Raw genomic sequence first — 24,312 nt, forward strand, 5'->3', positions numbered from 1 at the left:
TGGTCGGCTGCGGCGCTTCTAGAGCCAGGGCGTCAGGCCGGGACCGTCGACTCCTCCACCCATCCGCCGTCGGCAGGATCGGAGGCGGGCACGTCGCGGCGTACGTCGGCGTCCTTCCAGAGGTCGAGGAGCACCGCCGGCCAGATCTCCTCATCGGTCACCGCGAGCTCCGCGCGCGTCCACCAGCGGTGCTCGGCCATGGTGAGCAGCTCCTCCTCCGTGTGGCCGGCGGTCGAGACCTCGAAGGCCGGCACCCAGCACGCGTAGAAGAAGTCCTCCTGGTCGATGACGACGTCGCTGTAGCCGTGCACCACGGTCCGCCGCATCGTCGGGCCGACCAGCTCGGCCTCGGTGATCCGGAGGCCGGTCTCCTCCTCGACCTCACGCACCGCGGCGACGCGCTCGCTCTCGCCCGGATCGATGCCGCCGCCGGGAGTGATCCACCAGCGCGCTCCGGGGATGCCGGGGTCGGAGTCGGCGAAGAGCAGGATCCGGTCGCGGTCGTCGATCAGGAGCACACGAGCGGTGCTACGGGTGCGGCGTGGCCGCTCCGCCGGCGGGACCGGGACGAAGGTGCGGGGTGAGTCTTCCTCGGATGCCATGGCGCCATCCTCACCCACGCGGCGCGTACATGATCACGCCCATCCCGGCCAGGCACAGTGCCGCGCCGGCGATGTCCCAGCGGTCGGGCCGGTAGCCGTCCATCGCCATCCCCCAGGCGATCGAGCCGACGACGAAGACACCGCCGTACGCAGCCAGGATCCGCCCGAAGTGGGCATCGGGCTGCAGCGTGGCAACCACGCCGTAGAGGCCGAGCGCGATGAATCCGGCACCCACCCAGAGCCAGCCGCGATGCTCCCGCAGCCCCTGCCAGACCAACCAGGCGCCACCGATCTCGGCGACCGCGGCCAGCGCGAAGAGCAGGAGCGAGCGGAGGATCAAAAGCCGTCGCCGATCAGGTGCGCACCGCCCAGAGGGTCGTTGTTCCAGGAGATCGTCGTCCAGCCCTCCTCCAGGCTGCCCTCGACGACCGCGAGGCCGGTGTTGCGGATCCGGTTGTCGTCGCCGAAGGCGGGCGACTGCGTGGTGCGCAGCCCGGTCCACATCCGGATCGCCGCACCGTGGGAGACGATCGCGACGGTGTCATCGGGCTCGTGCTGCTTGACCACCGCCTGCACCGCGGCGTCGTAGCGCGCCAGGAACTCATGGCCCGCCTCGCCGCCCGGGACCGGGGTCTCGAGCGTGCCGCGGATCCAGTCTGCGAGCGCCTCGAGATAGGCCGTCACGGACTCCTTGTCGGTGGCCATCTCCAGGTGGCCGGCGCTGATCTCCTCGAACCCCTCCTGCACGACGACCGGCATCCCGAGCCGGTTGGCGAGCGGCTCGGCGGTCAGCTGCGTACGCAGCAGCCGGGAGGCGTACAGACCCGCGATCCGCTCCCCCGCCAGCGCATCCGGCACCGCCGCGGCCTGAGAGAGTCCGAGCTCGGTCAACCCCGCTCCCGGGAAGGCAGTATCAAGCGCCCCCGAGACGTTGCTCGGGGTCTGGCCGTGTCTGATCAGCAGAAGTCTCATATGCCGGTAAGGGTACGGGACCCACCGCGCCTGAAGTCACGGACTAATGTGAATCCGGACGAACAACTTCCGGGAGCCGCCACGATGGGACATGACGAGAGCCCGACCGCTCGGGCACTGCTCACCCTCGAGCTGCTGCAGTCCTCCCCCGGCATCACCGCCGAGCGCCTGGGCGAGAGGCTGCGGGTCACCGAGCGCGCTGCCCGGCGCTATGTCGCGATCCTGCGGGAGGCGGGGATCCCGGTCGAGTCCGAGCGCGGTCCCTACGGTGGCTACCGGCTCGGCCGCGGGATGCGTACGCCGCTGATCTTCACCACCGCGGAGGCGCTCGGCCTGGTGATGGCCCTGCTCGACGGCCACCACGACATTGCCGACGCCACCGGTCCGGTCGGGAGCGCGGTCGGCAAGATCGGCCGGGTGCTGCCCGAGTCGCTGTCGCAGACGGTGGCCGCGGTGCGGCGTACGATCTCGGCCGTCCCCGACCAGAGCGCCGTCTCGCCCGACCCGGACATCACCACCAGCTTGGTCCAGGCCTGCGACTCCCGGCGGCGCACCACGATCGCCTACACGACCGAGAACGGCAACGAGCGGAAGATGGTCGTCGACCCCTGGGCGGTCGTCGTACGCCACGCCCGCTGGTATCTGCTCTGCTGGTCGCACACCGCCGACGCGCGCCGGGTGCTTCGCGCCGACCGGATAGGCGCCGTCGACATCGAGGAAACCAGCTTCGTACGTCCCGAGATCGACCCCGTCACCGAGGTCGAGGAACACCTCGGCGAGGGCTGGGCCTATGCGGTCGAGGTCGTCTTCGACGCCCCGTTCGCGCAGATCGACCGCTATCTTCCGCGCGTCCTGGGCCGCCTCGAGCCCATCGACGACGGCCACTGCCGTCTCGTCGGGAGCACCAACAGCCCGGAGTGGTACGCCCAGGAGCTCGCCCGCCGCGCCGTTCCCTTCCGGGTTGTCGAGGGCGACGAGGTACGCCGCTGCGTAGCCATCCTCGGCCGGCGACTCCTCGACGCCGCCGAGCGCTGACCCGCCCGCTCGTCGAGCCGCGAGTCAGCTGAGGCGCGCGGGGAGGTGCGAGTAGCCGCGGAGGATGCGGGTGGGGTGGCGTTCGCGGTCGCCGACGAGCTCGAGGCCGGGGAAGCGCTCGAAGAGGAGCCGGAGACCGATCTCGCCCTCCATCCGGGCCAGGGCGGCGCCGAGGCAGAAGTGGCGGCCGCTGGAGAAGGACAGATGGTCGCGGGCGTTCTCTCGGGTGACGTCGAAGGTGTGCGGGTCGGTGAAGACGGCAGGGTCGCGGTTAGCGGCGGCCAGCACGGTGTTGATGATCGTGCCGCGCGGGATCGCCTGGCCGGCGATGGTGGAGTTGCGCCGGGCGACCCGGCCGGTGAGCAGCACCGGCGGGTCGAGCCGCAGGATCTCGTCGGAGGCGTTCGACCACAGGTCGGGCTGCGCCTTGAGCACCTCGAGCTGAGCGGGGTTGTCGTGGAGCAGCGCGATGCCGTTGCCGATCAGGTTCACGGTGGTCTCGAAGCCGGCTGCGAAGACAAGCCCGGCGATGGCCCGCAGCTCTCGCTCGCTGAGCCGGTCACCATCGTCGCGGAGAGCGACGAGCTGGCTGAGCAGGTCGTCACCGGGGTGCTCGGCGAGATACTCGAGGTGGCCGCGGAGCCAGGTGTCGAACTCCTCCAGGGAGGCCTCCATGTCGCGGAACGTGCGCCAGCCCAGCCCGATGTCGAGACTCAGGGCCGCGCCCTTGCCGAGCTCGAGCATGCGCTCGCGCAGCTCGACGGGGACGCCGAGCACCTCGGAGATCACCGTGATCGGCAGCAGCCCGCAGTAGCGGGTGACCAGGTCGACGTCGGCCCCTGACGCGGCCTCCTTCTCCAGGTCGTCGAGCAGCTCTCGGGCGATCTCCTCGGTGCGAGCGCGCAGCTTCTCGACCGCGCGCACCGTGAAGACACGGGTGACCAGCTTGCGGTAGCGGGCGTGCTCCGGCGGCTCGGTCGCCAGCAGCGACGGCGGCTGGAGCGGGGCGAAGACGTCGCTGGCCGACCAGTTCGCCGCCCTCGCCAGCAGACCGGTGCCCGACTCGTCGGGCGCGAAGAACCCGGTGATGAAGTCGTTGCTGGTCAGCACCTCTTTGATGACCTCGTGGTCGACCGCGAGGTGACTGAACCCGCCCTGGTAGAGCGGCCCACGCGCACGGAACTCCTCGAACAGGTCGACCAGGTCGAAGGTGTGCGACCCGGGCCCGCTCAGGATCAGGTCGCCCTGGAGGTCACCCTTCCGGGCGGACCGGACGATGGCCGTACGCGGCAGCCCGTGCCCGAGCGCCCAACGGACGCCCTGCTTGGCGGTGCGCTCCACCGTGCCCAGCGTCCAGCCCAGCGTCCGGCCGGCAATCGTGCGGGTGCCGACGGGCGGCGTGATCTTGAGCGGCATGCGAGACCTCCGAGGCGCAGGAACACGTTCTCATGCAGCGTACGCCGCACCGGAGGCTGCCACATCCGACCGTGGTAGCAATTCAGCGCTTGACGAACTCGCGATCGCCCTTGGGCCACGAGTGCGTGTAGCCGGTGACCTTCGAGGCGCCCTCGACCCGGACGCTCCACTCCGCATGCCCGGAGGCGACCGGCTTGACCACGACGAGCTGGTTGGGCTCGGTGATCGTGACCGTACGCGTGAACCGCTCCGGCGCACCCCACGGATCCATCGCGATCGTGGCCGTCACCGGCAGCCGGCTGGCGTCGATCCGCAGCCCGATGGCCTCGGTCATCGCGATCGCCTCCACCGACAGCGTCCTGGTCGGCTCGGGCGCCGGCTTCTTGGTCGGCTTGGGCGTCGGAGTGGGTGTTGGGGTTGGGGTGGGCGTCGGGTCGACGCGGACCGACGACGCCGAAGCGCTCGGCGAGGGCGTCTCGGTGACCTCGTCGCTGGCCCCCGCGCTCGGCTCCGACTGCTGGCTCTGTGGCTCCTTCTGGTCGGAGGAGTCCGGGTCAGATCCGGTCACGACACCGCGTACGACCTCGTAGATCAGGATCAGCAGGAGGATGGCGATGACGACCAGCACCACCCGGCCGCGACGGGTCATCCGTGACCGCCGGTAGGGAGTCGATTCCAGGTGGTGCAGCGGCACCAACGGGCCGGCGACGGCCCGCCTGGCGGGCGGTCCGGCCGTTGGTCCGGCCGTTGGTCCGGCCGCTGGTTCAGCCTCTGACTCAGGTTCGGCTTCTGGCTCAGGCACCGGCGCAGACGCTGGCACTGGCGGCGGCGGCGGCGCAGGCTCAGGCTCAGGCGCGGGTTCCGGCTCGGGTGCCGGAGGCGGCACTGGAGGCGGTGACGGCGGCGGCGCAGGCTCGGGCTCCGGCTCGAACTCAGGCTCAGGCTCGGGTTCCGGCGCAGGCTCAGGCGGCTCGGCAACAGGCGCCGGAACGGCCAGGACCGGCGGGACGTACGGCTCGGGCTCAGGCTCGGGTTCGGGGTCCGGCTCGACGATGCCCTGGATGATCATGGGCCCAGCGCCGGCGGGAATCCAGGCCGCGCCGGGTACGTCATCGGGCGAGCCGTAGCTCCCGAAGACCTCGAGGGTCTCGACGTCGGTGACCTGCCCGTCGGGATGGACGACCATCCGGACGCGGGCCTCGTCGTCGGTGGCGACGACCTGGACGGGCTTGCGGCTCGGGCCGGCGAGCTGTTCGCGCACGGCACGGATACCTGCCTGGTGCGGGTCCTCCCCCCACGGACGATCCACCACCAGGCCGTTGAGCGTCGTGACCCCGCGGGTGACGGAGAGGATGGCTGTCTGCTTCCGGGCCATCAGCGGCCTCCGGAAGGGTCAATGCACACGTGTGGGGTCCTCGCGGTGGGGAAGCGGGCAACGGGCTCGGAAAGTGTGTCGTTCAAGCCTCAACAGGGCAACTCACACGCGCAAGCCCTACCCACCAGTTACCGACTTGTCAGCCTGCCTTGTCAGGCGAGCTCGCGAACCCTGTCCTCGAGGAAGTCGTCGAGCATGTCCACGGCGACCGCGTTGGCAGCTTGGATCTTGTCCTGGCTGACACCGCAGATCCGCAGGCACGAGGAAGCGATCGCCCAAGCCTCCGGGCACGTGATCCGCCGGACCGTGTCCTCGGTGATCATCTCGGTTCGCATGTTGATGACGCCTTCGACCTGCTGGATGAGCATGTTGCCCAGCTGCTTCAGGCTGACACCCTCGAGCACCTTCTCCGAGGCCACCTTGCTGGCGAGATCGGCGTAGGCGGCGGCCAGCTGCTCGTGTTCCTGACGGAACTCGTTGTAGACCTCGCCGTTGGTCACGTCCGGCAGCATGTAGAGCATGCCGACGTTATGCGGCACATCGGCAAGCGTGCGTACGTCGACGAGAACCAGCAGATAAAGGGCGGTCTCATAATCGAGCGGCGGCACCTGGTTGAGGATCTTGTCGACCTTGTCCGTGGTCGGACGAACCGACTTACGGAGCAGCTCGACGAGGATCTCGTCCTTGCCGGCGAAGTGGTAGTAGAGAGAGGCCTGACGGATGCCGACCTGGTCGGCGATCTCGCGCGTGGACGTCGCCGCGAAGCCCTGGGAGACGAAGAGTCGCGCAGCGGCATCGAGGATCTGTTCACGGGGTGAGGCGGTACCCGAATCGGGCACATGCCTGGGGCGGCCGGGCCGAGAACGCCTAGTTGTCATGTACGCCATCTAAGCGGCCTCCCGACTTTCGGGGAAGATTCGAAAGAGTCTTGTTCCCCTAAAGAACAGAGTCGAAAGTCCCACAGGAGGGTTGAATTCCCTGTCAACAAAGTGTATGGCAGAAAGAACCGATAAGCGCGGCACAGCATCCTCCCGGGGCGATAATGCTGGCGGATTCTGCCCAGTGTGACGCGGGATCAGGCCCCTGAACAGAGTCGTGTGCCACCTGGAGGAATGACCCCGGTCCCGTAACCGATATCCACGCGGAACGTTAAAGGCCCTGCTCAGACCGGTAACGGCGCCAACCACCATGCCCCGAGATATCAGCAGCCTTTTCGACGGCAAAAGGCTCGACGAGAAATCCCGAAACCGAGGAGCCGTCCTCCAACGTCACCTTTCCGATGACCATCGGAGCAGGTACGCCACCCACGAACGTCCCGAAGCCCGCGGCCGGGACGCGCCAGAGCTCGCCCTCGATCCGCACGCCGGTTTCGGGTCCACTCACCCGGACGAGTCCGGGCTTGGGCGGCACCGTCTCCAGCGCGAACAGCCGGTAGTCGGCCGAGGTCGACACCGGGCGCAGCAGCGTCGCTCCTGCCTCGACCAACTGGTGGTTGAGCGGCTGACCCGACAGATGCGCGCCGACCACGAACAGATCGACACAGGGACTGAGCAGGGTGTGGCCGAGCTCGGCCACGGTGCGGTCGCTTCCGGCCGCCCCGGTCAGCATCACGCCGAAGGGCAGCCCGCCGACCTGGCCGGCCGGGACCGCGAGCGACGCCATGTCGAGCAGGTTCGCGAAGTTCGTGTAGCGGCCCAGGCGGGCATTCGCGCCGACCGGATCCGCGGCCACCTCGGCCAGAGTCGGATGCCACGTCGTCGTCGGCGTCAGCAACGCCGAGCAGCCCGCGAGGGCCTCCTTCCCCGCCGCTCCCAGGCGCGCCAGGTGGGCCACGTCGCGCGCCCAGTCGGCCGCGCTGGCCGATGCCCCGGCGAGCACGATCGCGGCGACGGTCGGGTCCAGGTCGGTCCCGATGAGGTCTCGGTTGGCTTCGAGGTGGGAGCCCACCGCGGCGTACCTCTCGGCGACGAAGGCGCCGTCGTAGAGCAGCCTGGAGGCCTCGAGCAACGGCGAGATGTCGGTCTCGACGATCTCGATCCCGGCGGCGGCCAGCCGCGCGGCCACGGCCCGGAAGGCGGCGGCCCACCCCGGAGCGAGCCCGTCGAGATGCTCGCCGGTCGGCACCGCCACCCTCGGCGCGGGCGGCAGCCCGGCGTCCGCCGGCAACGTACGCGACAACGGGTCCGACGGGTCGGGACCGGCCATCAGCTCGGCGGCGGCCCGAGCAGACCCGAGATCCCGGGCGAAGACGGTGACGCAGTCGAGCGTGTAGCAGGCAGGCACGACACCGGTGACCGGCACCAGCCCGCGCGACGGCTTCACCCCGACGATGCCGTTGAGCGCCGCCGGTACGCGACCGGAGCCCGCGGTGTCGGTCCCCAGCGCGAGGTCGACCAGGCCGAGGGCGACCGCGACGGCCGAGCCCGAGGAGGATCCGCCCGAGATCCTGCTCGGGTCCCAGGCGTTGCGGACCGCTCCGTACGGGCTGCGGGTGCCGACCAGCCCGGTCGCGAACTGGTCCAGGTTGGTCTTCCCCACGACCAGCGCTCCGGCCGCCCGCAGCCGGGCGACGGCGGTGGCGTCAGCAGTAGGCGGGTAGGCGAACGAGGGCGCTCCGGCGGTCGTCGGCAGGCCGCGGACGTCGATGTTGTCCTTGACCGCCAGCAGGCGCCCGGCCAGCGGCAGGACCTCACCGCCGGCCACCTTCGCGTCGATCGCGGCCGCCTCCTCGAGCAGGTCGGCACGCGTACGCAGCGAGATCCAGATCTCCGGGCGATCCGACGCCTCGATGCGGTCGAGGGCCTCGGTGGCGCGCGCGACCGCACCGCCTGGAAGTGAGTGGATCAAGAGCCGAGCCCGTCGAGGGGACGAACCGCGGCGATGACCTGTCCCGGGACGATCTGCTCGCCCGGCTTCACGTAGACCTCGACCACCTCGCCGGCGACCGGAACCGGGACGCTCGCCTCCATCTTCATCGCCTCGACGACCATCAGAGGAGCGTCCTGGGCCAACCGCGCGCCGCTGCTCGCGACGACCTTCCAGACGGTCGAGGTGAACGGCGCGGTCACCTGCACGCACCCCTCCGGCACCTCGATCTCCGACGGTTCGCCCCGCGCGTCGATGCGGTCGCAGATGTCGAACTCCCCCGCGGCCATCCAGCGCTCGCGCTCCTCCTCGAACGCGGCGGACTGCTGGTCACGGAAACCTGCGATCGAGTCAGCGTTGGCGGTCAGGAAGCGGTCGTACTCCTTGATCGAGAAGGTGCCCTCCTCGGTCTCGAACTCGCCACGCCCCGCGTCGACCTCCGCCCGCAGTTCCAGGAGCTCCTCTGCGGAGACCGGGTACCACTCGAGCCGGTCGAAGAACCGCAGCGCCCACGGGTCGTCGTGGAAGAGCCCACCCGGGCTGGTCGACCTCCGGAAGCGGTTGAAGACCTGCGTCGTCCGTCCGACGAGCTGATATCCGCCCGGCCCCTCCATCCCGTAGATGCACATGTACGCGCCGCCGATGCCGACGGAGTTCTCCGCCGTCCAGGTGCGTGCCGGGTTGTACTTCGTCGTCACCAGCCGGTGCCGCGGGTCCAGCGGCGTCGCGACCGGCGCGCCCAGATAGACGTCGCCCAGTCCGAGCACCAGGTACGTCGCGTCGAAGACGGTCCGATGGACCTCCGCGACCGAGGCGAGCCCGTTGATCCGGCGGATGAACTCGATGTTCCACGGCGCCCACGGGGCGTCGTCGCGTACGCCGGCGGTGTAGCGCTCGATCGCCTCGCGGGTCGCCGGGTCGTCCCAGGAGAGCGGCAGCCGCACCCGCCGCGAGGGCACGGTCAGCTCGGAGGTGGCCGGGAGGTCCTCCTCCAGCTCGCGCAGCAGCCCCGCGACCTGGCCAGCCCGCAGGAGCGAGGAGTCGGTGTGCACCTGCAGCGACCGGATCCCCGGAGTGACGTCGATGATGCCGGCGGGAGCGTGCTCGGCCAGGGCCGACTGCAGCGCGTGCACCCGCATCCGAAGACCCAGGTCGAGCGTCATCGGCCCGTACTCGACCAGCAGGGAGTTGTCCCCGCTGCGCCGGTAGGTGACCTCCGGCCGCGCCGACGTCTCGGGCAGCCTGCCCAGGACACCGTCGTCGCCGTCGCCACCCGCGCCGCCGACCACCGTCAGGGACGCGCGGTGGTTGACCAGGCCGGCGGCCTTGCCCTCCCGCACCGGCACGAACCGCACCGTGTCACCGGGCCGCAGCTGCCCGATCTTCCACAGCTCGCCGCTGGCGACCACCGCCGGGCAGACGAAGCCGCCGAGCGACGGCCCGTCCGGGCCGAGGATGATCGGGGTGTCGCCGGTGAAGTCGAGCGACCCCACCGTGTAGGGGGTGTCGTGGATGTTCGAGGGATGCAGCCCGGCCTCGCCGCCGTCGGCACGTGCCCAGGTCGGCTTCGGCCCGATCAGGCGTACGCCGGTGCGAGCCGAGTTGTGGTGCACCCGGTAGCTCGCCGAGTAGAGCTGGTCCAGGTCCGAGCGCTTGAAGAACTCCGGGGCGCCGTGCGGGCCCTCGGTGACACCGATCTCCCAGCTGTTGGTCAGCGCCGGCCGCCGCGACTCGGGGGTCGCCGCGGGCTGTGCCTGCGGGTCGACCGCGGTTCCGGGGCGGAGCACGTCACCGCGCTGGAGAGTACGTCCGGCGTGCCCGCCGAACCCGCCGAGCGTGAACGTCGAGGCGCTGCCGAGATAGTCGGGCACGTCCAGGCCACCTCGGACCGCGATGTAGGTCCGCAGTCCCGGTCCGTCGGTACGACCCAGCGTCAGCGTCGCCCCCGCGGGGAGCTCGATCGGCTCCCACTGCGGGACAGGGGCGCCGTCGACGCTGACCGGCATGGGGGCCCCGGTCACACAGACGACGGCGGGATCGGAGAAGACCAGCGTCGGCCCGCCGGCCGTCGTCCGGCCCGTTGCGAGCGGCACCGTGACCTCGAGGCCCGGGGCACCCCTGTGGTTGCCGACGGCCAGATTGGCCTCGGCGAAGGAGACGGGGTCGAACGGACCCGACGGAGGTACGCCGACCTGCCAGTAGCCCACCCGGCCGGGAAGGTCCTGGATGGTCGTGAGCACGCCCGGGTCGAGCACGTCGATCCGCGGATCGGGGTCCCCACCGCGGCCATCCTTGGCACGTTCGGCCAAGGTCGAGGTCGAGTGCGTGGCCGAGCGGAGCTCGGCGTACGTCGTCATCGCGCGCAGCGCGGAGACGTTGGTGACGATCCCGTCGACCTGGGTCTGGGAGAGCGCGTCGCCCAGCCTGTCCAGCGCCTCGTCGCGGGTCGCGCCGGTGGCGATCACCTTGGCGAGCAGCGGGTCGTAATGGGGCGAGACCTCGAGCCCGGTCTCGATCCAGGAGTCCACCCGGACGCCAGGAGCTTCGGTCGGGAGGACCGCCCGCGTGACCAGGCCCGACGACGGCATCGAGTCCTTGGCCGGGTCCTCGGCGTAGACGCGTGCCTCGACGGCGTACGCCTTGGGTGCGGGGCACTTGCGGAAGAGCTCGTCGGGCAGGGCGGTGACGCCGTCGCGGGCGAGGCGCAGCATGAGCTCGACGATGTCGATGCCCATCACCTGCTCGGTGACCGCGTGCTCGACCTGGAGGCGGGTGTTCATCTCCAGGAAAGAGATCAGCTCGCGGCCCGGGTCGTAGACGAACTCCACGGTCCCGGCCGAGCGGTAGGAGACCGACTTGGCGAGCTGTCTCGCGGAGTCGTGCAGGACGGTCCGTACGTGCTCGGGCAGCGCCGGCGCGGGCGCCTCCTCGATCACCTTCTGGTTGCGGCGCTGCAGCGAGCAGTCACGGTCGCCGAGCACGGCGACCTGACCCTCACCGTCGCCGAAGACCTGCACCTCGACATGGCGGGCGGGCCGCACCAGGTGCTCCAGGAACACCCCGGCGGTGCCGAAGCTGGTCTGGGCGAGCCGGGCGACCCGCTCGAACGCGACCCGGACGTCCTCCTCCGAGCTGCACGCGGTCATCCCGATGCCGCCACCGCCGCCGGTCGCCTTGACCATCACCGGCAGCCCGATCCGGGCAGCCTCCTCGGCCGCCTCGTCCGGCCCGGAGAGCAACCCCGTGCCGGCCAGCATCGGCACCCCGGCGTTCTCCGCGAGCCGGCGGGCCGAGTGCTTCTCGCCGAACGCGCTGATCTGATCGGGCGTCGGGCCGACGAACCGAAGCCCCGCCGCCTCCACCTCACGGGCGAAGGCCGCGCTCTCGGAGAGGAAGCCGTAGCCGGGATGGAGCAGCCCCGCGCCGGTGCGCAGGGCTGCTGCGATGATCAGGTCGCCACGGAGGTAGGAGTCCCGTGCGGGCGCGGAGCCCAGACAGACGGCCTCGTCGGCCTCCCGCACATGTGGTGCCGCTCGGTCGGCCTCGGAGAAGACCGCGACCGTACGCATCCCGAGCTCGCGCGCGGTGCGCATCACCCGGCGGGCGATCTCCCCTCGGTTGGCGACCAGGACGGTGTCGTAGGACAGTCCGGTTTCGGAGCCAGAGGTCATGCGTGGGCCTCGTAATCGACATCCGGCTCGGACACGATCATCCGCAGGGGCGTCGGGTTGAAGTCGTTGCAGGGGTTGTTCATCTGCGGGCAGTTCGAAATCAGCACGAGCGTGTCGATCTCCGCGCGCAGCGCGACCCGCTTCCCGGGTGCCGACATGCCGTCGACGATGCCGAGGGCACCGTCCTCCTCGACGGGCACGTTCATGAACCAGTTGATGTTGGAGACGATGTCGCGCATGCCGAGCCCGTGCTTGGCACCCTCGGTCAGGAAGTTCTCCCGGCAGCCGTGGTGATACATCACGTGGTGGCCGTAGCGCAGCGTGTTGGACTCGCGCGAGCAGGCGCCGCCGATGGTGTCCTGGCGGTCGATCTCGTTCTCGACGACGGTCATCAGGGCACGACCGAGGTTGCTACGCAGCACGGTCCCGGTGCGGATGTAGGCGTTGTCCTGCCACGCGAGCGTGTCCGGAGCGCTGTAGCGCTCGTCGGTGTGGTGCGCGTTGTAGAGCAGGCAGTCACCCGACTGGTTGCCGCCGACATCGACGATCGTCAACACCTGCCCGGCACGTACGACACCCGACCACGAGGCCCGCGGAGCCACCTGCTCATCCAGCACGACGGCACCCGGCACCAGCGGGTCACCCCACTCCAGGTGAGTGTCGTCGTCGGCGTACGACGCCCCGACCGGGACGCTGGAGACCAGCTGCCCGTCGGGCGTCAGATAGGTGGTCACAGGGACGGGAATGGTCGTCACAGGCCTCATCACCGGGTTGTCGATCGTGGTAGTCACAGGCCCCGAGCCTCCGCATAGTCGAGTGTGTTCAGATACGCCCGCCGAACCTCGGGAGAGGCGTCGAAACGCTCGTCCGCCGAGGTGGTGGGGGTTGATTCCGGCGTACGCCAGGCGTGCACGCGCAGCGGCCCGACGACGTACTCCGGACGGGGGTCGCGCGGGTGCGGGACGTTGGCGATCAGCACGAGCAGGGGCAGCTCGGCCACAAGCTCGACCGACGTCCCGGCACCTGAGGAGCCGATCCAGTCGAAGCTCCCGTCCGAGGCGACCCGGACTCCTTGGAAGAACGAGACCGAAGGAGGTACGTCGGCAGGTCCGAGCCCGTGCTTGGCGGCCGCCTTCACGAAGAGATCGCGGCCGGCGGGTGCGGGCCCCTCGGGCAGCGCGGTGCCGTAACGCAGCGCGTTCCAGGCGGCGGTGCTCGTGCCGCAGAACGCGTCGTGCCGGCCCGAGGTGTCGGCGAGGATCGTGGCGAGCACCCGGCCGTCACCGGAGAGCAGCGGGTGGCCGGCCCCGAGGTAGGCCTGCCACGGGATCTTCTGGGTGTCGGCGACGTTGAGCCGCTCGGTCGGTTCGAGCGCGTTGTAGACGAGGGTGTGGGCGCAGGCTTCACCGGTCGGGTCCTCGAGCCGGAACCGTGTGCCGCGGGCGAGGACCTTGTGGGTGTAGCTCCCCGGAGCGACCGTCTCGGCCCACGTCAGGGTGTCCGGGTCGACGTCGTCCGGACAGTACGGGCTCGACGAAGCCGGTAGGTACGGCATCCAGTCGCTGACCTGCCCCCCTTGCGCGCGAGCATCTGCCCGTGCGTTCAGCACCGTGTCTGTGCTGTGGTCTGCAGCTAGCGCCACCCGGGTCCTCCTTGAAGCATGATTAACCTGTCGACTGACAGGTAAGCATGTAGGTCAAGGGCGTCGGGGGCAAACCAAGACTGTTGGAAACCTGAGTCCGAAATGTGGGGTCGGAGTCGGAGAAATTCTTCCCTGTCGGTCGATCGATTCTTACCGTTTTCGGTCGGAACTCGCTAGGGGGGAAGGACCATTTGCTGCCGATTTCCCGCGTGCGGTGCCGCCTGATGGAGCGATCCGCCCTCAGGCATGGCCAGCCGGACGGACGAATAATCTGTCAAAAGACAGGTAACAGGTTTGGTGTGATATCGGACACCGTTCAGATGGCGGTCCGGCACCGTGCCGAGGAGCGGACCGAATGGTCAGCGGATCCCTGATTCGGCTGACATCGACCCTCAGGAGTGGGACCCTGACCCACACCGGGCAGTCGTCTCGAGACGCCAGTGGGTCGATGACCGGCCTCGGTCGGAGATCAGCGGGATGATCTCTTCGAACCCCACGGCACCACATTGCCGGAGACGAACGTCCGCGATTCGGACCCTTCGCGTGGCACCGGGATCCCGATCATGCCGACGAGCTCGCCGAGGTCGCTGATCGTCGGCCCGTTCCACTCGGGATCGAGGTCCGAGGCGATCTCATCTCGACAAGCTCGATACACCGCCTCGCCCGCCTCTTCGAGCGCCCTGGCCCGGAACCGTACGGCCCTCATCCCGACCGCCTCGGCCCCGCTGAGCTCGTGTTCGGCGCCGTCACCGACGTAGACGCACTCGCCGGTCCGCACCTCCAGGGCCGCAGCGGCGACGAGGTAGGCACCCGAGTCCGGCTTGCGTACGCCGGTCTGGCAGGAGAACGAGACGGCGTCCACGTGATCCGCGAGCGGGCTCTGCGGCCAGATAGCGACCGTCTCCGCCCCGCAGTTGGCGACGACGCCGAGCTTGAACCCTCGTTTGCGCAGCGACTTGAGCGCAGGCAGGGCCCAGGTCGCGGCATGCAGGGAGAGCGAGAAGTTCAGCCTCCGCGTGATCGCGCTCTCCACCTGGGACTCGGTCGGCGACCCGCCGACCCGTCGGGCCAGGTAGCGCACGGTGTGGTGCACATCGGCCATCAGACCGCGTACGCGTTCGTCGAAGGTGTCCGCGACCGCGGCCGCGAATGCATCGGGGTCGACGCCGAGATCCGCGCCCATCCCCCTGGCCACCGCGTTGTGCTCGGCGGGATGGCCGCTCGGGACGAGCGTGTCGTGCAGGTCGAAGAGGACCGCGCGCACCTCGGCCTCGTCCATGAAGTCAGCCTAACCAGGATCGAATCTCGGATGACGGAATTCGCCGAACCGGCCGCGACCGCCCGGCTGGGACAGCGTCAGGCCCGTCGCCTAGACTGAAGTCGCGAAGGGGAGTAGTCCTCAACAGTCGCGTCGACACACTGGCCCCAGGGCCCGGCGCGATCGGCCACCAAGTGGCGGACGAGACCTTCGACCAAGCATCCGTATCTACATGACGGTGCTGGTCGAAGGACGATCAACCCCTCATGGGATTCCTCCGGCCGGCGCCGGAGAGGAACCCCGTGTACGCCTTCCTGCTCTCGACCGCGGTCATCTTCGTTGCCGAGCTCGGCGACAAGAGCCAGCTCATGGCGATGACCTTCGCCACCCGTTACCGCGCGCGAGACGTGATCATCGGGATCACCGCTGCCACCGCGATCGTCCATCTGGCCTCGGTCGCCATCGGCGCGCTCATCGGAGACGCCTTCGCCGAGCACCAGCACTACATCACCATCGTCGCGGGCATCGCCTTCCTGTTCTTCGCCGGATGGACGCTACGAGGCGACGAGCTGACCGAGGACGAGGCCAAGAAGGCTCGCAACAGCCGCGGCATGGCGATCATCGCCGTCGGGATCGCGTTCTTCCTGGCCGAGCTCGGCGACAAGACGATGCTCGCGACGATCACCCTGGCCACTCAGGAGGGCTGGCTCGGCACCTGGATCGGCTCCACCGTGGGGATGGTCGCCGCCGACGCGCTCGCCATCGGCGTCGGCGCGCTCCTGGGCCGCAAGCTCCCCGAGAACGTGATCAAGTACGGCGCCGCCGCGCTGTTCGCGATCTTCGGGATCATCCTCGTCATCGATGGTGCCCTACAGATGTGATCAGTCAGCTCTGAGCCATCACTGCTGGTCGAGCGACTCGACCCGGCGGTTCAGGTAGCGCTGCTCCGGCACGCTCTGGGTCAGCCGGGCTGCCAGGACGTAGTGCTCCCGAGCCGTCGCGACGTCGCCGGACTGCTCGAGCAGGTGCGCAAGCACGGCATGGGCGCGGTGGTGCCGCTGCATCGCCGGGTGCTCCAGCAGGTCGCGTACGATCTCGATCCCGTGCTCGGGGCCGAGACTCATCGCCACGGCGACGGCCCGGTTGAGCGTGACCGCCGGGGAGGGCGCGACCTGCGCGAGCATCCCGTAGAGCAGATTGATCTGGAGCCAGTCGGTGGCCTCGTACGACTCCGCCTCGGCATGGACCGCGGCGATCGCCGCCTGTAGCTGGTATCGGCCCACCGGCCCCTCGGGGAGTACGTCCTCCAGCAGCGCCACACCTTCGCGGATCAGCTCCTGGTCCCACTGCGAGCGGTCCTGGTCCTTGAGCGGGATCAGGTCGCCGAGGTGGTCGACGCGACCGCACGAGCGGGCCTGGGTCAGCAGCATGAGCGCGAGCAGGCCGGTGGCCTCGTCGTGCTCGGGGAGCACGTCGCGCACGATCCGGGTCAGCCGGATCGCCTCATCGGTGAGCTCGATGCCCTGCAGCTCCGGGCCGCTGGTGCGGGTGTGGCCCTCGTTGAAGATCAGGTGGCAGACGTCGAGCACGCAGGCGATCCGCTCGGGCAGCTCGTCGGGGGCCGGCGAGCAGAACTCCTCGTCCTTCAGCGTGGCCCGCGCCCGGCTGAGCCGCTGCCCCATCGTCGCCTCCGGAACCAGGTACGCAGCCGCGATCTCCGACGTCGTCAGACCGCCCACGCACCGCAGGGTGATCGCCACCTGCGAGGGGCGGCGCAGCGCGGGATGGGCGCACATCATCATCAGCCGCAGCGAGTCGTCGTAGGCCGAGCCGATCTCCACGGCCGCCGGGTCCGGGTCGTCGAGCCGACGGGCGATCCCGTCGGCGACCTCGCGCCGGGTCCGGGCCGAGTCCGCGCGCAGCTGGTCGATCAGGCGCCGATGAGCCACCCGGATCAGCCACGCCCGCGGGTCGGCCGGCAGGCCGTCGCACGGCCACTTCTGGCTGGCTGCGATCAACGCCTCCTGCGCGGCGTCCTCGCAGTCGGGGAGGTCCGGATGGACCCGCAGCAGGGCGCCGAGGACGTGGGCGGACTCCTGCCGCCACACGTCCTCGACTCCCGTGACCGTCATGTCAGTAGGTTGCCACCGGCCGCAACTCGACCGTTTCACCGGGGCCGCTGAAGCTGCGTACGACCTCTTCGGCTCGCTCCTGGGACTCCACGTCGATCAGGAAGAAGCCGGCCAGATGCTCCTTCGCCTCGGAGTAGGGGCCGTCGGTGGCGATCGGCTCGCCGGCCTCCCAGCGGTAGAGCTTGGCCGAGGCTGGATCCGCGAGCGCCTGCCCGCCGAGGAGCTCGCCGTTGGCCGAGAGCTCCTCCAGGATCCCCTCGAAGGCGGCGTTGAGCTTCTCCCTGGAGGCTTGCGGGAGCGACTGGAACTCGGGGATGAAGTCACCCGTCGGGTGACCCCACGGCTGCGGGTTGGAGTGGATCAGGATGACGTACTTCATGGCTCTTCCCTTTCGTCGGCGCCTTCCGTAGGCGTGCTTACGGGGATACGTCGGAGCCGAGTGGCGTAGTTCTACATCGTCCCAGAAGGCAGCCGCCGATGCGCGCGATACGGGTGAGGCTTCCGTGCCGCGGAGCGGGCTCCTGACGGAACACCCTGCAGCGGCCGTCGCCGATGTGGAAGGGTGACCGGTTGTGAATCCGGGAACGTTCGAGGCCATTGACGAACGTCTTGTCTCCACCCTCGACGACCTGCTCGAACAGCCGTCGCTGGAGCCCGGGATCGTCGTCAACGCGCTCTTCAACCGGCTGGTGACCGCGGTGCTGAGCGTGCCCGAGTCGGAGGCCGAGACCGTGCTGGCCGCACTGCCGCCGTCGCGTTCACCGGCCGTCTTCCGATCGGTCGCGTCCGCCGGCGAGCACGCGCTCGAGCGGGTCTGGGCCGACCGGATCGCGCACTCCCCCGACCCTGGCGCGGCGTTCGCCCGCTTCCCCTACCGCGAGAACTACCGGCTCCTCGTGGAGATGGAGCTGGAGGCCGTACGCCGCCAGGGCACCGTCCCACGGCACGTCCTGCTCCTCGGCTCGGGGCCGCTCCCGCTGACCGCGCTCTGTCTGGCCGATCAGGGCATCGCGGTGCACTGCGTCGACCACGACGCCGAGGCGATCCGGCTCTCCGCCGCCGCGTTCGGACGCCTGGGTGCCGTCGGCGTGACCTTCGAGCACGCCGAAGCCTCCGCCGCCACGCCACCGCATCCCGCGGACCTCGTGCTCCTCGCCGGCTTGGTCGGATCCGACGATGCCGCCAAGGCCGCGGTGCTCGACAAGGCGGTCACCGCGCTCGCCGCGGGCGGCCTGGTCCTGGCGCGGAGCGCCCGGGGACTGCGTACGCTGCTCTACCCGCAGGTCGGACCGCAGGCTCTGGCCGGCCTGGACGTGGTCGCCGAGGCCAACCCCGAGACCGACGCCCCGGGGACCGACGTGATCAACAGCGCGGTCCTCGCCCGGGCGAACTAGAGCGCGGGGTCGAGGACCTCGGCCTTGAGCTGTGCCGCCCGCTCGATCCGCTCCGCACCGGTCTCACCGAGGTTCCACGTCGGCAGGATGAACTCGTCGAACCCGGCCGCGACATAGCGGCCGATCAGGTCCTGCAGCTCGCCTGCCGAGCCGGTCTGCGTACGGGCGAAGCCCGGGTTCGCCCCGTCGAGGTCGAGCATGAGGTTGGTGGTCGTCTTGATCGTCCCGGGGTCGCGGCCCACCTGCTCGCACGCCTCCAGGAGCTTGGCCCGCACCGCGCCGGCGCTCTCGGGCGTGCCCCAGGTGTTCCACTCGTCGGCGAACCGAGCGACGACGCGCAGCATCCGCGGGCCCTTGGCGCCGACCAGGATCGGCAGCGGCGAGGACACCGGCTTCGGCTCGCACGGAGCATCGGTGAGCTGGAAGTGGGTCCCCTCGAAGGTCGTACGCGGCTTGTCGAGCAGCGACCTGGTGACCTCGATGGCCTCCTCGAACCGGTCGACCAGCACCTTCGCGCTCGGCAGGTCGATGCCGTACGCCTTGTGCTCGTTGATCTGCCAGCCGGCGCCCATGCCGAGCACGAACCGCCCGCCGGCGATGTGGTCGATCGTCGCGGACCGGTTCGCGAGCAGCGCCGGGTGGTGGATCGTCGTCGGGGAGACGAGGGGCCCGATGCGTACGTTCTCGGTGGTCGCGGCCAGCGCCGGCAGGACCCCCCAGACCTCGTGAAGCGGCCCGTCGTCGATGTCCTCGGAGCCGGTGTTGGGCATGTAGTGGTCGGCGAACCAGACGCCGTACCAACCGGCCTGGTCAGCCGCCTGCGCCTCGGCAAGGATGTCGGCAGTGGGAACGGCGGGACTGGGCCACAGCGAGATCTTCACGTCCCCAACCTACCCACCCGCAGAACACGGTTCCGAAAATATTCTTGGCAGCGTTGTCGATCCCGCGTAGACCTCGTTCGACCAAGGGGTGAACGGGCCGGCAAGACGGCCCGACCGACACAGGAGAAACCGAGATGCCGAAGTACATGCTGATCTGGCGCACCATCGACGAGGACAAGCAGAACGCCGCGATGTCCGCCATCCCCTTCGAGCAGATGCTCGAGAAGATGGGGAAGCTCAACGACGAGCTCATCAAGTCGGGCGTGCTGCTCGCGATGGAGGGGCTGGACCCGGAGGAGCACACCGTCGTGACCTACGCCGACGCCGAGGAGCCGGTGGTCACCGACGGTCCCTACGGCGAGACCAAGGAGCTCTTCGGGGGCTTCTACCTGATCTCGGTCGGCTCCAAGGAGGAGGCGGTCGAGTGGGCCAAGCGGATCGGCGGCTTTCCCGGGTCCGCCGTCGAGATCCGCCGGGTGCCGACGATCGACGAGTTTCCGCAGGACAACCCGTGGATCCAGAAGGAGCTCGACTGGCGGACCAAGACCGGGCAGCTCTGAGGGCCGAGAACCCCCCGAGGAGACACCGATGAGTGACGCGACGCGCGCCGTCGACGCGATCTGGCGTATCGAGTCCGCCCGCATCGTCGGCGCGCTCGCGCGCTACACCGGAGACTTCGCCCTCGCCGAGGACGCAGCCCAAGAGGCTCTCGCGGAGGCGCTGGTCTCCTGGCCCGAGCACGGTCAGCCCGCCAACCCGGTCGGCTGGCTGATGACCACGGCCAAGCGGCGGGCGATCGACACGATCCGCCGCGCCGGGGTCCAGCGCGAGAAGTACGAGGCGATCGCCCACGACCAGGACGAGGCGTACGCCGACGACCTGGACATCGAACGGATCGATGACGACGTCCTCGCGCTGATGTTCGTCTCCTGTCACCCGGTGCTGTCCAAGGAGGCCCGGGTGGCACTCACGCTCAGGGTCGTCGGCGGTCTGAGCAGCGAGGAGATCGCCCGGGCGTTCCTGGTGCCGGTGCCGACGATCCAGGCCCGGATCACCCGCGCGAAGAAGACGATCGCGGCCGCGAAGGTGCCTTTCGAGGTGCCTTCGCCCGACGAGCGCCGGCAGCGTCTGGCCGGCGTGCTCAACGTCCTCTACCTGATCTTCACCGAGGGCTCCACCGCCACGTCCGGCGAGGACCTGATCCGCACCGACCTCGCCCGCGAGGCACGCAGACTGACCCGGGTGCTGATCGGCGTACTGCCGGACGAGCCGGAGGCGTACGGACTGCTCGCGCTCATGGAACTGACCGCCTCCCGCTTCCCGGCGCGCACCGATGCCGCCGGCGACCCGGTCCTCCTCGAGGACCAGGACCGCACCAGATGGGACCAAGGCGCCGTACGCCGCGGGCTGGCCGCCCTCGAGCAGGCGACCCCACGGGGCCTCGGTCCCTATGGGCTCCAGGCCGCGATCGCCGCCACCCACGCAATCGCCGACTCGGTCGAGACCACCGACTGGGAGCGGATCATTGTTCTCTACGAGGCCCTGGGCCGCATCGCGCCCAACCCGATCGTCGACCTCAACCGGGCCGTGGCGGTCGCGATGGCCCACGGACCGCTGCGAGCCCTGGAGATCGTCGACCGGATCGCCGACCCGATCACAGGGAAGGGGCGGCTCGACCACACCCATCTCCTCCCGACCGTACGCGGAGAGCTGCTGCGCAGGCTGGGCCGAACCGTCGAAGCACGTAAGGAGCTGGAGCGCGCGGCAGGGATGTGCACGAACGACCGGGAACGTGCCGTCCTTGAGCAAAAGATCGCGGATCTTACCTAAAACGGGGTATACCTGTCCCCCATGTCACACGCAGCGAGGACAGAGACAGCCGAAGCCCCTCGATGGCGGATCCTGGGGCCCGGCCTCGTGGTGGCCGCCACCGGTGTCGGCGCTGCCGACCTGGTCGCCACCCTGATCGCAGGCAGCAAGTACGGCTACGCCCTGCTGTGGGCCGTCGTCGTCGGATGTGTCCTGAAGGTGGTCCTGGTCGAGGGTGCCGGGCGCTACAGCCTGGCGACCGGCGAGACGATCTTCCAGGGCTGGCGCCGTCTGGGCATCTGGACGACGATCTACTTCGGCCCCTACATCGTGATCTGGGGCTTCATCTACGGTGCCGCGGCGATGGCCGGCACCGGCCTGGCCCTGACCGCGCTGTTCTCGTTCGCGTCGGTGAAGGTCTGGGGCATCGTCTCGGGCCTGATCGGTCTCGCCATCGTGTGGGCCGGCCGCTATGGGCTCTTCGAGAAGTTCCTCGCGGTCCTGGTCGGCATCATGTTCGTCACCATGGTCGCCGCCGCGATCATCACGCTGCCCAACATCCCCGAGCTCCTCAAGGGCCTGGCCCCGACCATCCCGGAAGGCGCCCTGGTCAACGTGCTCTCCGTCGCCGGCGGCGTCGGCGGCACGATCACCCTGGCCGCCTACGGCTACTGGCTGCGGGAGAAGGGCTGGAGCACGCCGCAGTTCATGCGCGTGATGCGGATCGACAACACCACGGCGTACGTCGTGACCGGCATCTTTGTGGTCGCGACCCTCATCGTGGGTGCCGAGCTGCTCTACTCGGCCAGGATCGCCGTCGGCACCGGCGACCAGGGCATGCTCGACCTGTCCAACGTGCTCGCCGACCGCTACGGCGACTGGTTCGGCAAGCTCTTCCTGATCGGCTTCTGGGCTGCGGCGATGTCGTCTCTCGTCGGCGTCTGGAACGGCGTCAGCCTGATGTTCGCGGACTTCATGGGCACCATTCGCGGAAAGGCGGACGAGCCCGAGGCCAAGAGCGGCGGCATCTGGTACCGCTCCTACATCCTCTGGCTCACCTTCCCCCCGATGATCTGGCTCCTGCTCGCCGACGAGCCCACCTGGCTGATCCTCATCTACGGAGTCCTGGGCGCCTTCTTCATGCCGTTCCTGGCCGTCACCCTGCTCTGGCTCCTGAACACCAGGCACACCCCCGCGGAGTGGCGCAACAAGTGGGTCTCCAACATCGGCCTCATCATCTGCGCCCTCCTCTTCGCCTGGCTCGCCTTCGACCAGATCCGCACCTCCATCCAGGACCTGCTCCGCTGAGGTCCAGGCACCCGGCGGATCGGCGAGCGCCAGGCTCTACGCCTGCGCCTTGCCGATCCGCCAGTAGCCGACGAAGGTGACCCGCGCCTTGGGCACCCCGACCGAGACCAGATGGCGCCGTCCCTCGGCCGGGATCGTCCGCTCGCCGACGAGGTAGGCCGACAGCGTGGCTGGCTCTTCCGGGGTGAACGCCTTCACCTCGGCGATCGCCAGCGCCCCGGGCTGCGCGGCGGAATCGCCTCGAGGCAGCCACCGCAACTCGACGCCGTCGGGCCCGGAGACGTCCTGGACGTCGGCCATGTCCGGGATCTCGATGATCGCCAGGCCGCGCGCGTCGCGTGGCATGTCTCGGAGGATCCCGACGATCGCCGGGAGCGCCGACTCGTCCCCGACGAGCAGGTGGAACGAAGCGTCCGGAGCGAAGTCGAAGCCGGTGCCCTGGTCCATGAGTACGACCCGCTCCCCGGGCTGTGCGGTACGCGCCCACGGGCCGGCGATACCGAGATCTCCGTGCACGACGAAGTCGACGTCGATCTCACCGAGGTCGGGCCGGTGCTCGCGCACGGTGTAGTTGCGCAGCGGCGGCCGGTCGCCATGCCTCAGGTACTTCAGGTAGTCGATCGTCCCGAGCTTCTCCGGCACCGCATCGAAGTTGGTGGCCTCTCCGTTCGGTCGCGGCAGGAAGAGCCGGAACCACTGGTCGAAGCCGCGCTGCGGGAAGCTTCGCAGATCATCGCCTCCCAAGGTGAGCCGCACCATGTGCGGCGTGACCTGCTTGTTGTGCAGCACCTCGGCCGCGTACACGCCCTTCAGCTTGCGGCCGTCGTCGAATCCCATGCCAGCTCCATTTCCCTTTAAGTAAGGCTTACCTTACCTATACTCGCAAGCGCGCGTCAGTGCTTGGATGTGCCCATGGCGACCCTCTCCGAGCTCTTCCGCGACCACTTCGGCCACGAGGAGCACCTCTACGGCTGGCTGCTCGACCGATTCGCGGACGACCTCGATGCGAGTGGCCCCCTGGCTGAGATCTGTGGGGATCACCTCGACGCCTCCCGTGCCGATGCCGTCCAGCTGCGCCTCCTGGCCGCGCTGCACCGCATCGTGCTCCGTGGCGACGCTCCCGAGCTCGAGCGCTTCTATCCCAACCTCGGAGGCAATGACGCATACGTCACCGCCTGGCCGCTGTTCGAGAAGGTGATCGCCGCTCACGTCGACGAGCTCCGTGAAGGTCTGGAGGTGGCGCCCCAGACCAACGAGGTCGGCCGCTCCGCGTGCCTCCTCATCGGCATCTTCGAGGCCGTACGCCGCACCGGCCTGCACCGCATCCGGCTGCTCGAGCCGGGCGCGTCGGCCGGGCTCAACCTGCTCGTCGACCGCTACCACTTCCACGGCGAGGACTGGGCGTACGGCCCCACGGACAGCCCGCTTACGATCGATACGCAGAGCGCCGGGGTACGTCCGGTTCCGTTCGAGGTCGTCGCACGCCGTGGCTGCGACCTCGCCCCCGTCGATGTCTCCACCGCAGCCGGCCGCGAGTACCTGACCTCGTTCGTGTGGCCGCACCAGGTCGATCGTCACGCCCGCCTCGCCGGTGCTCTGCAGGCCGCGGCCGGCGATCCGCCCACCGTCGACGTCGGTTCGGCCGACACCTGGCTGAAGGAACAGCTCACCGAACCGAACGATGGCGATGTGCTCACGGTGGTCTGGCAGTCGATCACCGAGCAGTACTGGCCCGTCGAGGTACGCACCGGCGTACGCGCTGCCGTCGCCGAGGCCCGCGGTCGTCTGCCCATCGCCCACGTCAGCATGGAAGGCGTCCCGCCGGCGCAGACGGCCTCGGGCTGGGACATCAGCACCGACGGCCCCGCACTCAGCCTCGACGGAGACCTGCTCGCCCGCTCGAGCCACCACGGCCCACCGCTGATCCTCGCGTAGCCGCGGAGACCAAAGTC

General features: G+C 69.6%; 22 protein-coding genes. 7 read left to right on the forward strand and 15 right to left on the reverse strand.

Features of this window, described 5'->3' with window-relative positions; all coding sequences use genetic code 11:
* Window positions 1-32 precede the first annotated feature (32 nt).
* The 3 genes from ABTW65_RS12415 to ABTW65_RS12425 are packed head-to-tail and all read right to left on the reverse strand — an operon-like array spanning window position 33 to window position 1,574.
* Window positions 33-602, reverse strand: a complete 570-nt coding sequence (locus ABTW65_RS12415) for an NUDIX hydrolase (protein WP_350660395.1) — start codon at window positions 600-602, stop codon at window positions 33-35.
* 10 nt (window positions 603-612) lie between these two features.
* Window positions 613-942 (reverse strand): YnfA family protein, encoded by a 330-nt coding sequence (locus tag ABTW65_RS12420; protein WP_165109609.1) that lies wholly within the window; start codon window positions 940-942, stop codon window positions 613-615.
* The gene (locus ABTW65_RS12425) at window positions 939-1,574 is read right to left on the reverse strand and encodes a histidine phosphatase family protein (protein ID WP_350660396.1); all 636 of its coding nucleotides are present in this window, start codon (window positions 1,572-1,574) and stop codon (window positions 939-941) included. The genes ABTW65_RS12420 and ABTW65_RS12425 overlap by 4 nt, the downstream gene beginning before the upstream one ends.
* A gap of 84 nt (window positions 1,575-1,658) precedes the next feature.
* Between ABTW65_RS12425 and ABTW65_RS12430 the strand changes: the two genes are divergently transcribed.
* Window positions 1,659-2,609 carry a helix-turn-helix transcriptional regulator gene (locus ABTW65_RS12430; RefSeq protein WP_350660398.1) on the forward strand — a complete coding sequence of 317 codons (951 nt, stop codon included), beginning with the start codon at window positions 1,659-1,661 and terminating at the stop codon, window positions 2,607-2,609.
* 24 nt (window positions 2,610-2,633) lie between these two features.
* On the opposite strand, the gene ABTW65_RS12435 is transcribed toward ABTW65_RS12430, so the two are convergent.
* The 8 genes from ABTW65_RS12435 to ABTW65_RS12470 form a co-directional block, all read right to left on the reverse strand.
* Window positions 2,634-4,025: a cytochrome P450 gene (locus tag ABTW65_RS12435; protein WP_350660399.1), complete on the reverse strand. Its 1,392-nt coding sequence runs from the start codon at window positions 4,023-4,025 to the stop codon at window positions 2,634-2,636.
* Window positions 4,026-4,107: 82 nt separating this feature from the next.
* Entirely contained in the window at window positions 4,108-5,400 is a 1,293-nt protein-coding gene (locus ABTW65_RS12440; RefSeq protein ID WP_350660400.1) for a hypothetical protein, read from the reverse strand.
* Window positions 5,401-5,552: 152 nt separating this feature from the next.
* On the reverse strand, window positions 5,553-6,239 hold the full coding sequence (locus ABTW65_RS12445) for a TetR/AcrR family transcriptional regulator (RefSeq protein ID WP_350660401.1): 687 nt from the start codon (window positions 6,237-6,239) through the stop codon (window positions 5,553-5,555).
* A 310-nt stretch (window positions 6,240-6,549) separates the two neighbouring features.
* Entirely contained in the window at window positions 6,550-8,247 is a 1,698-nt protein-coding gene (locus tag ABTW65_RS12450; RefSeq protein WP_350660402.1) for an allophanate hydrolase, read from the reverse strand.
* Window positions 8,244-11,936, reverse strand: coding sequence for an urea carboxylase (uca, locus tag ABTW65_RS12455; RefSeq protein WP_350660404.1), 3,693 nt, complete (start codon window positions 11,934-11,936; stop codon window positions 8,244-8,246). Before uca ends, ABTW65_RS12450 begins: the two co-directional genes overlap by 4 nt.
* Complete coding sequence (locus ABTW65_RS12460) at window positions 11,933-12,727, reverse strand: urea amidolyase associated protein UAAP2 (protein ID WP_350660405.1); 795 nt, start codon at window positions 12,725-12,727, stop codon at window positions 11,933-11,935. Before ABTW65_RS12460 ends, uca begins: the two co-directional genes overlap by 4 nt.
* Window positions 12,724-13,491 (reverse strand): urea amidolyase associated protein UAAP1, encoded by a 768-nt coding sequence (locus ABTW65_RS12465; protein ID WP_350660407.1) that lies wholly within the window; start codon window positions 13,489-13,491, stop codon window positions 12,724-12,726. Before ABTW65_RS12465 ends, ABTW65_RS12460 begins: the two co-directional genes overlap by 4 nt.
* A 556-nt stretch (window positions 13,492-14,047) precedes the next feature.
* Window positions 14,048-14,857 carry an HAD family hydrolase gene (locus ABTW65_RS12470; protein WP_350660409.1) on the reverse strand — a complete coding sequence of 270 codons (810 nt, stop codon included), beginning with the start codon at window positions 14,855-14,857 and terminating at the stop codon, window positions 14,048-14,050.
* 245 nt (window positions 14,858-15,102) lie between these two features.
* On the opposite strand from ABTW65_RS12470, the gene ABTW65_RS12475 reads away from it, so the two are divergent.
* On the forward strand, window positions 15,103-15,717 hold the full coding sequence (locus ABTW65_RS12475; protein ID WP_350660411.1) for a TMEM165/GDT1 family protein: 615 nt from the start codon (window positions 15,103-15,105) through the stop codon (window positions 15,715-15,717).
* Between the two features lie 18 nt (window positions 15,718-15,735).
* On the opposite strand, the gene ABTW65_RS12480 is transcribed toward ABTW65_RS12475, so the two are convergent.
* Window positions 15,736-16,968, reverse strand: coding sequence for an RNA polymerase sigma factor (locus ABTW65_RS12480; RefSeq protein WP_350660413.1), 1,233 nt, complete (start codon window positions 16,966-16,968; stop codon window positions 15,736-15,738).
* A gap of 1 nt (window position 16,969) precedes the next feature.
* A complete protein-coding gene (locus ABTW65_RS12485; protein ID WP_350660415.1) occupies window positions 16,970-17,347 on the reverse strand; it encodes a YciI family protein in 378 nt (125 codons plus the stop codon).
* Window positions 17,348-17,540: 193 nt separating this feature from the next.
* Between ABTW65_RS12485 and ABTW65_RS12490 the strand changes: the two genes are divergently transcribed.
* Complete coding sequence (locus ABTW65_RS12490) at window positions 17,541-18,362, forward strand: nicotianamine synthase family protein (protein ID WP_350660417.1); 822 nt, start codon at window positions 17,541-17,543, stop codon at window positions 18,360-18,362.
* On the opposite strand, the gene ABTW65_RS12495 is transcribed toward ABTW65_RS12490, so the two are convergent.
* Window positions 18,359-19,243 (reverse strand): LLM class flavin-dependent oxidoreductase, encoded by an 885-nt coding sequence (locus ABTW65_RS12495; protein WP_350660419.1) that lies wholly within the window; start codon window positions 19,241-19,243, stop codon window positions 18,359-18,361. The two genes, ABTW65_RS12490 and ABTW65_RS12495, sit on opposite strands and share 4 nt — an antisense overlap.
* 134 nt (window positions 19,244-19,377) lie before the next feature.
* Between ABTW65_RS12495 and ABTW65_RS12500 the strand changes: the two genes are divergently transcribed.
* The 3 genes from ABTW65_RS12500 to ABTW65_RS12510 are packed head-to-tail and all read left to right on the forward strand — an operon-like array spanning window position 19,378 to window position 22,360.
* Window positions 19,378-19,803 carry a YciI family protein gene (locus tag ABTW65_RS12500; protein ID WP_350660421.1) on the forward strand — a complete coding sequence of 142 codons (426 nt, stop codon included), beginning with the start codon at window positions 19,378-19,380 and terminating at the stop codon, window positions 19,801-19,803.
* A 28-nt stretch (window positions 19,804-19,831) separates the two neighbouring features.
* On the forward strand, window positions 19,832-21,073 hold the full coding sequence (locus ABTW65_RS12505; RefSeq protein ID WP_350660423.1) for an RNA polymerase sigma factor: 1,242 nt from the start codon (window positions 19,832-19,834) through the stop codon (window positions 21,071-21,073).
* A gap of 21 nt (window positions 21,074-21,094) precedes the next feature.
* Window positions 21,095-22,360 (forward strand): Nramp family divalent metal transporter, encoded by a 1,266-nt coding sequence (locus tag ABTW65_RS12510; protein WP_350660425.1) that lies wholly within the window; start codon window positions 21,095-21,097, stop codon window positions 22,358-22,360.
* Between the two features lie 36 nt (window positions 22,361-22,396).
* Here ABTW65_RS12510 and ABTW65_RS12515 read toward each other — a convergent pair whose 3' ends face one another.
* Entirely contained in the window at window positions 22,397-23,197 is an 801-nt protein-coding gene (locus ABTW65_RS12515; protein ID WP_350660427.1) for a siderophore-interacting protein, read from the reverse strand.
* A 75-nt stretch (window positions 23,198-23,272) separates the two neighbouring features.
* On the opposite strand from ABTW65_RS12515, the gene ABTW65_RS12520 reads away from it, so the two are divergent.
* Window positions 23,273-24,295: a DUF2332 domain-containing protein gene (locus ABTW65_RS12520; protein WP_350660429.1), complete on the forward strand. Its 1,023-nt coding sequence runs from the start codon at window positions 23,273-23,275 to the stop codon at window positions 24,293-24,295.
* The last annotated feature ends 17 nt before the right edge of the window (window positions 24,296-24,312 follow it).

It is taken from the genome of Nocardioides sp. NPDC127503 (genome assembly GCF_040302165.1).
GTDB lineage: Bacteria > Actinomycetota > Actinomycetes > Propionibacteriales > Nocardioidaceae > Nocardioides.

What these genes read in the sequence shown, in the direction of transcription:
- ABTW65_RS12465 (WP_350660407.1), bottom strand. Translation starts at nt 13,491, where the DNA reads ATGCCGTACCTACCGGCTTCGTCGAGCCCGTACTGTCCGGACGACGTC.
- ABTW65_RS12475 (WP_350660411.1), top strand. Translation starts at nt 15,103, where the DNA reads ATGGGATTCCTCCGGCCGGCGCCGGAGAGGAACCCCGTGTACGCCTTC.
- ABTW65_RS12505 (WP_350660423.1), top strand. Translation starts at nt 19,832, where the DNA reads ATGAGTGACGCGACGCGCGCCGTCGACGCGATCTGGCGTATCGAGTCC.
- ABTW65_RS12515 (WP_350660427.1), bottom strand. Translation starts at nt 23,197, where the DNA reads ATGGGATTCGACGACGGCCGCAAGCTGAAGGGCGTGTACGCGGCCGAG.
- ABTW65_RS12430 (WP_350660398.1), top strand. Translation starts at nt 1,659, where the DNA reads ATGGGACATGACGAGAGCCCGACCGCTCGGGCACTGCTCACCCTCGAG.
- ABTW65_RS12520 (WP_350660429.1), top strand. Translation starts at nt 23,273, where the DNA reads ATGGCGACCCTCTCCGAGCTCTTCCGCGACCACTTCGGCCACGAGGAG.
- ABTW65_RS12415 (WP_350660395.1), bottom strand. Translation starts at nt 602, where the DNA reads ATGGCATCCGAGGAAGACTCACCCCGCACCTTCGTCCCGGTCCCGCCG.
- ABTW65_RS12480 (WP_350660413.1), bottom strand. Translation starts at nt 16,968, where the DNA reads ATGACGGTCACGGGAGTCGAGGACGTGTGGCGGCAGGAGTCCGCCCAC.
- ABTW65_RS12435 (WP_350660399.1), bottom strand. Translation starts at nt 4,025, where the DNA reads ATGCCGCTCAAGATCACGCCGCCCGTCGGCACCCGCACGATTGCCGGC.
- ABTW65_RS12500 (WP_350660421.1), top strand. Translation starts at nt 19,378, where the DNA reads ATGCCGAAGTACATGCTGATCTGGCGCACCATCGACGAGGACAAGCAG.
- ABTW65_RS12425 (WP_350660396.1), bottom strand. Translation starts at nt 1,574, where the DNA reads ATGAGACTTCTGCTGATCAGACACGGCCAGACCCCGAGCAACGTCTCG.
- ABTW65_RS12440 (WP_350660400.1), bottom strand. Translation starts at nt 5,400, where the DNA reads ATGGCCCGGAAGCAGACAGCCATCCTCTCCGTCACCCGCGGGGTCACG.
- ABTW65_RS12510 (WP_350660425.1), top strand. Translation starts at nt 21,095, where the DNA reads ATGTCACACGCAGCGAGGACAGAGACAGCCGAAGCCCCTCGATGGCGG.
- ABTW65_RS12485 (WP_350660415.1), bottom strand. Translation starts at nt 17,347, where the DNA reads ATGAAGTACGTCATCCTGATCCACTCCAACCCGCAGCCGTGGGGTCAC.
- ABTW65_RS12470 (WP_350660409.1), bottom strand. Translation starts at nt 14,857, where the DNA reads ATGGACGAGGCCGAGGTGCGCGCGGTCCTCTTCGACCTGCACGACACG.
- uca (WP_350660404.1), bottom strand. Translation starts at nt 11,936, where the DNA reads ATGACCTCTGGCTCCGAAACCGGACTGTCCTACGACACCGTCCTGGTC.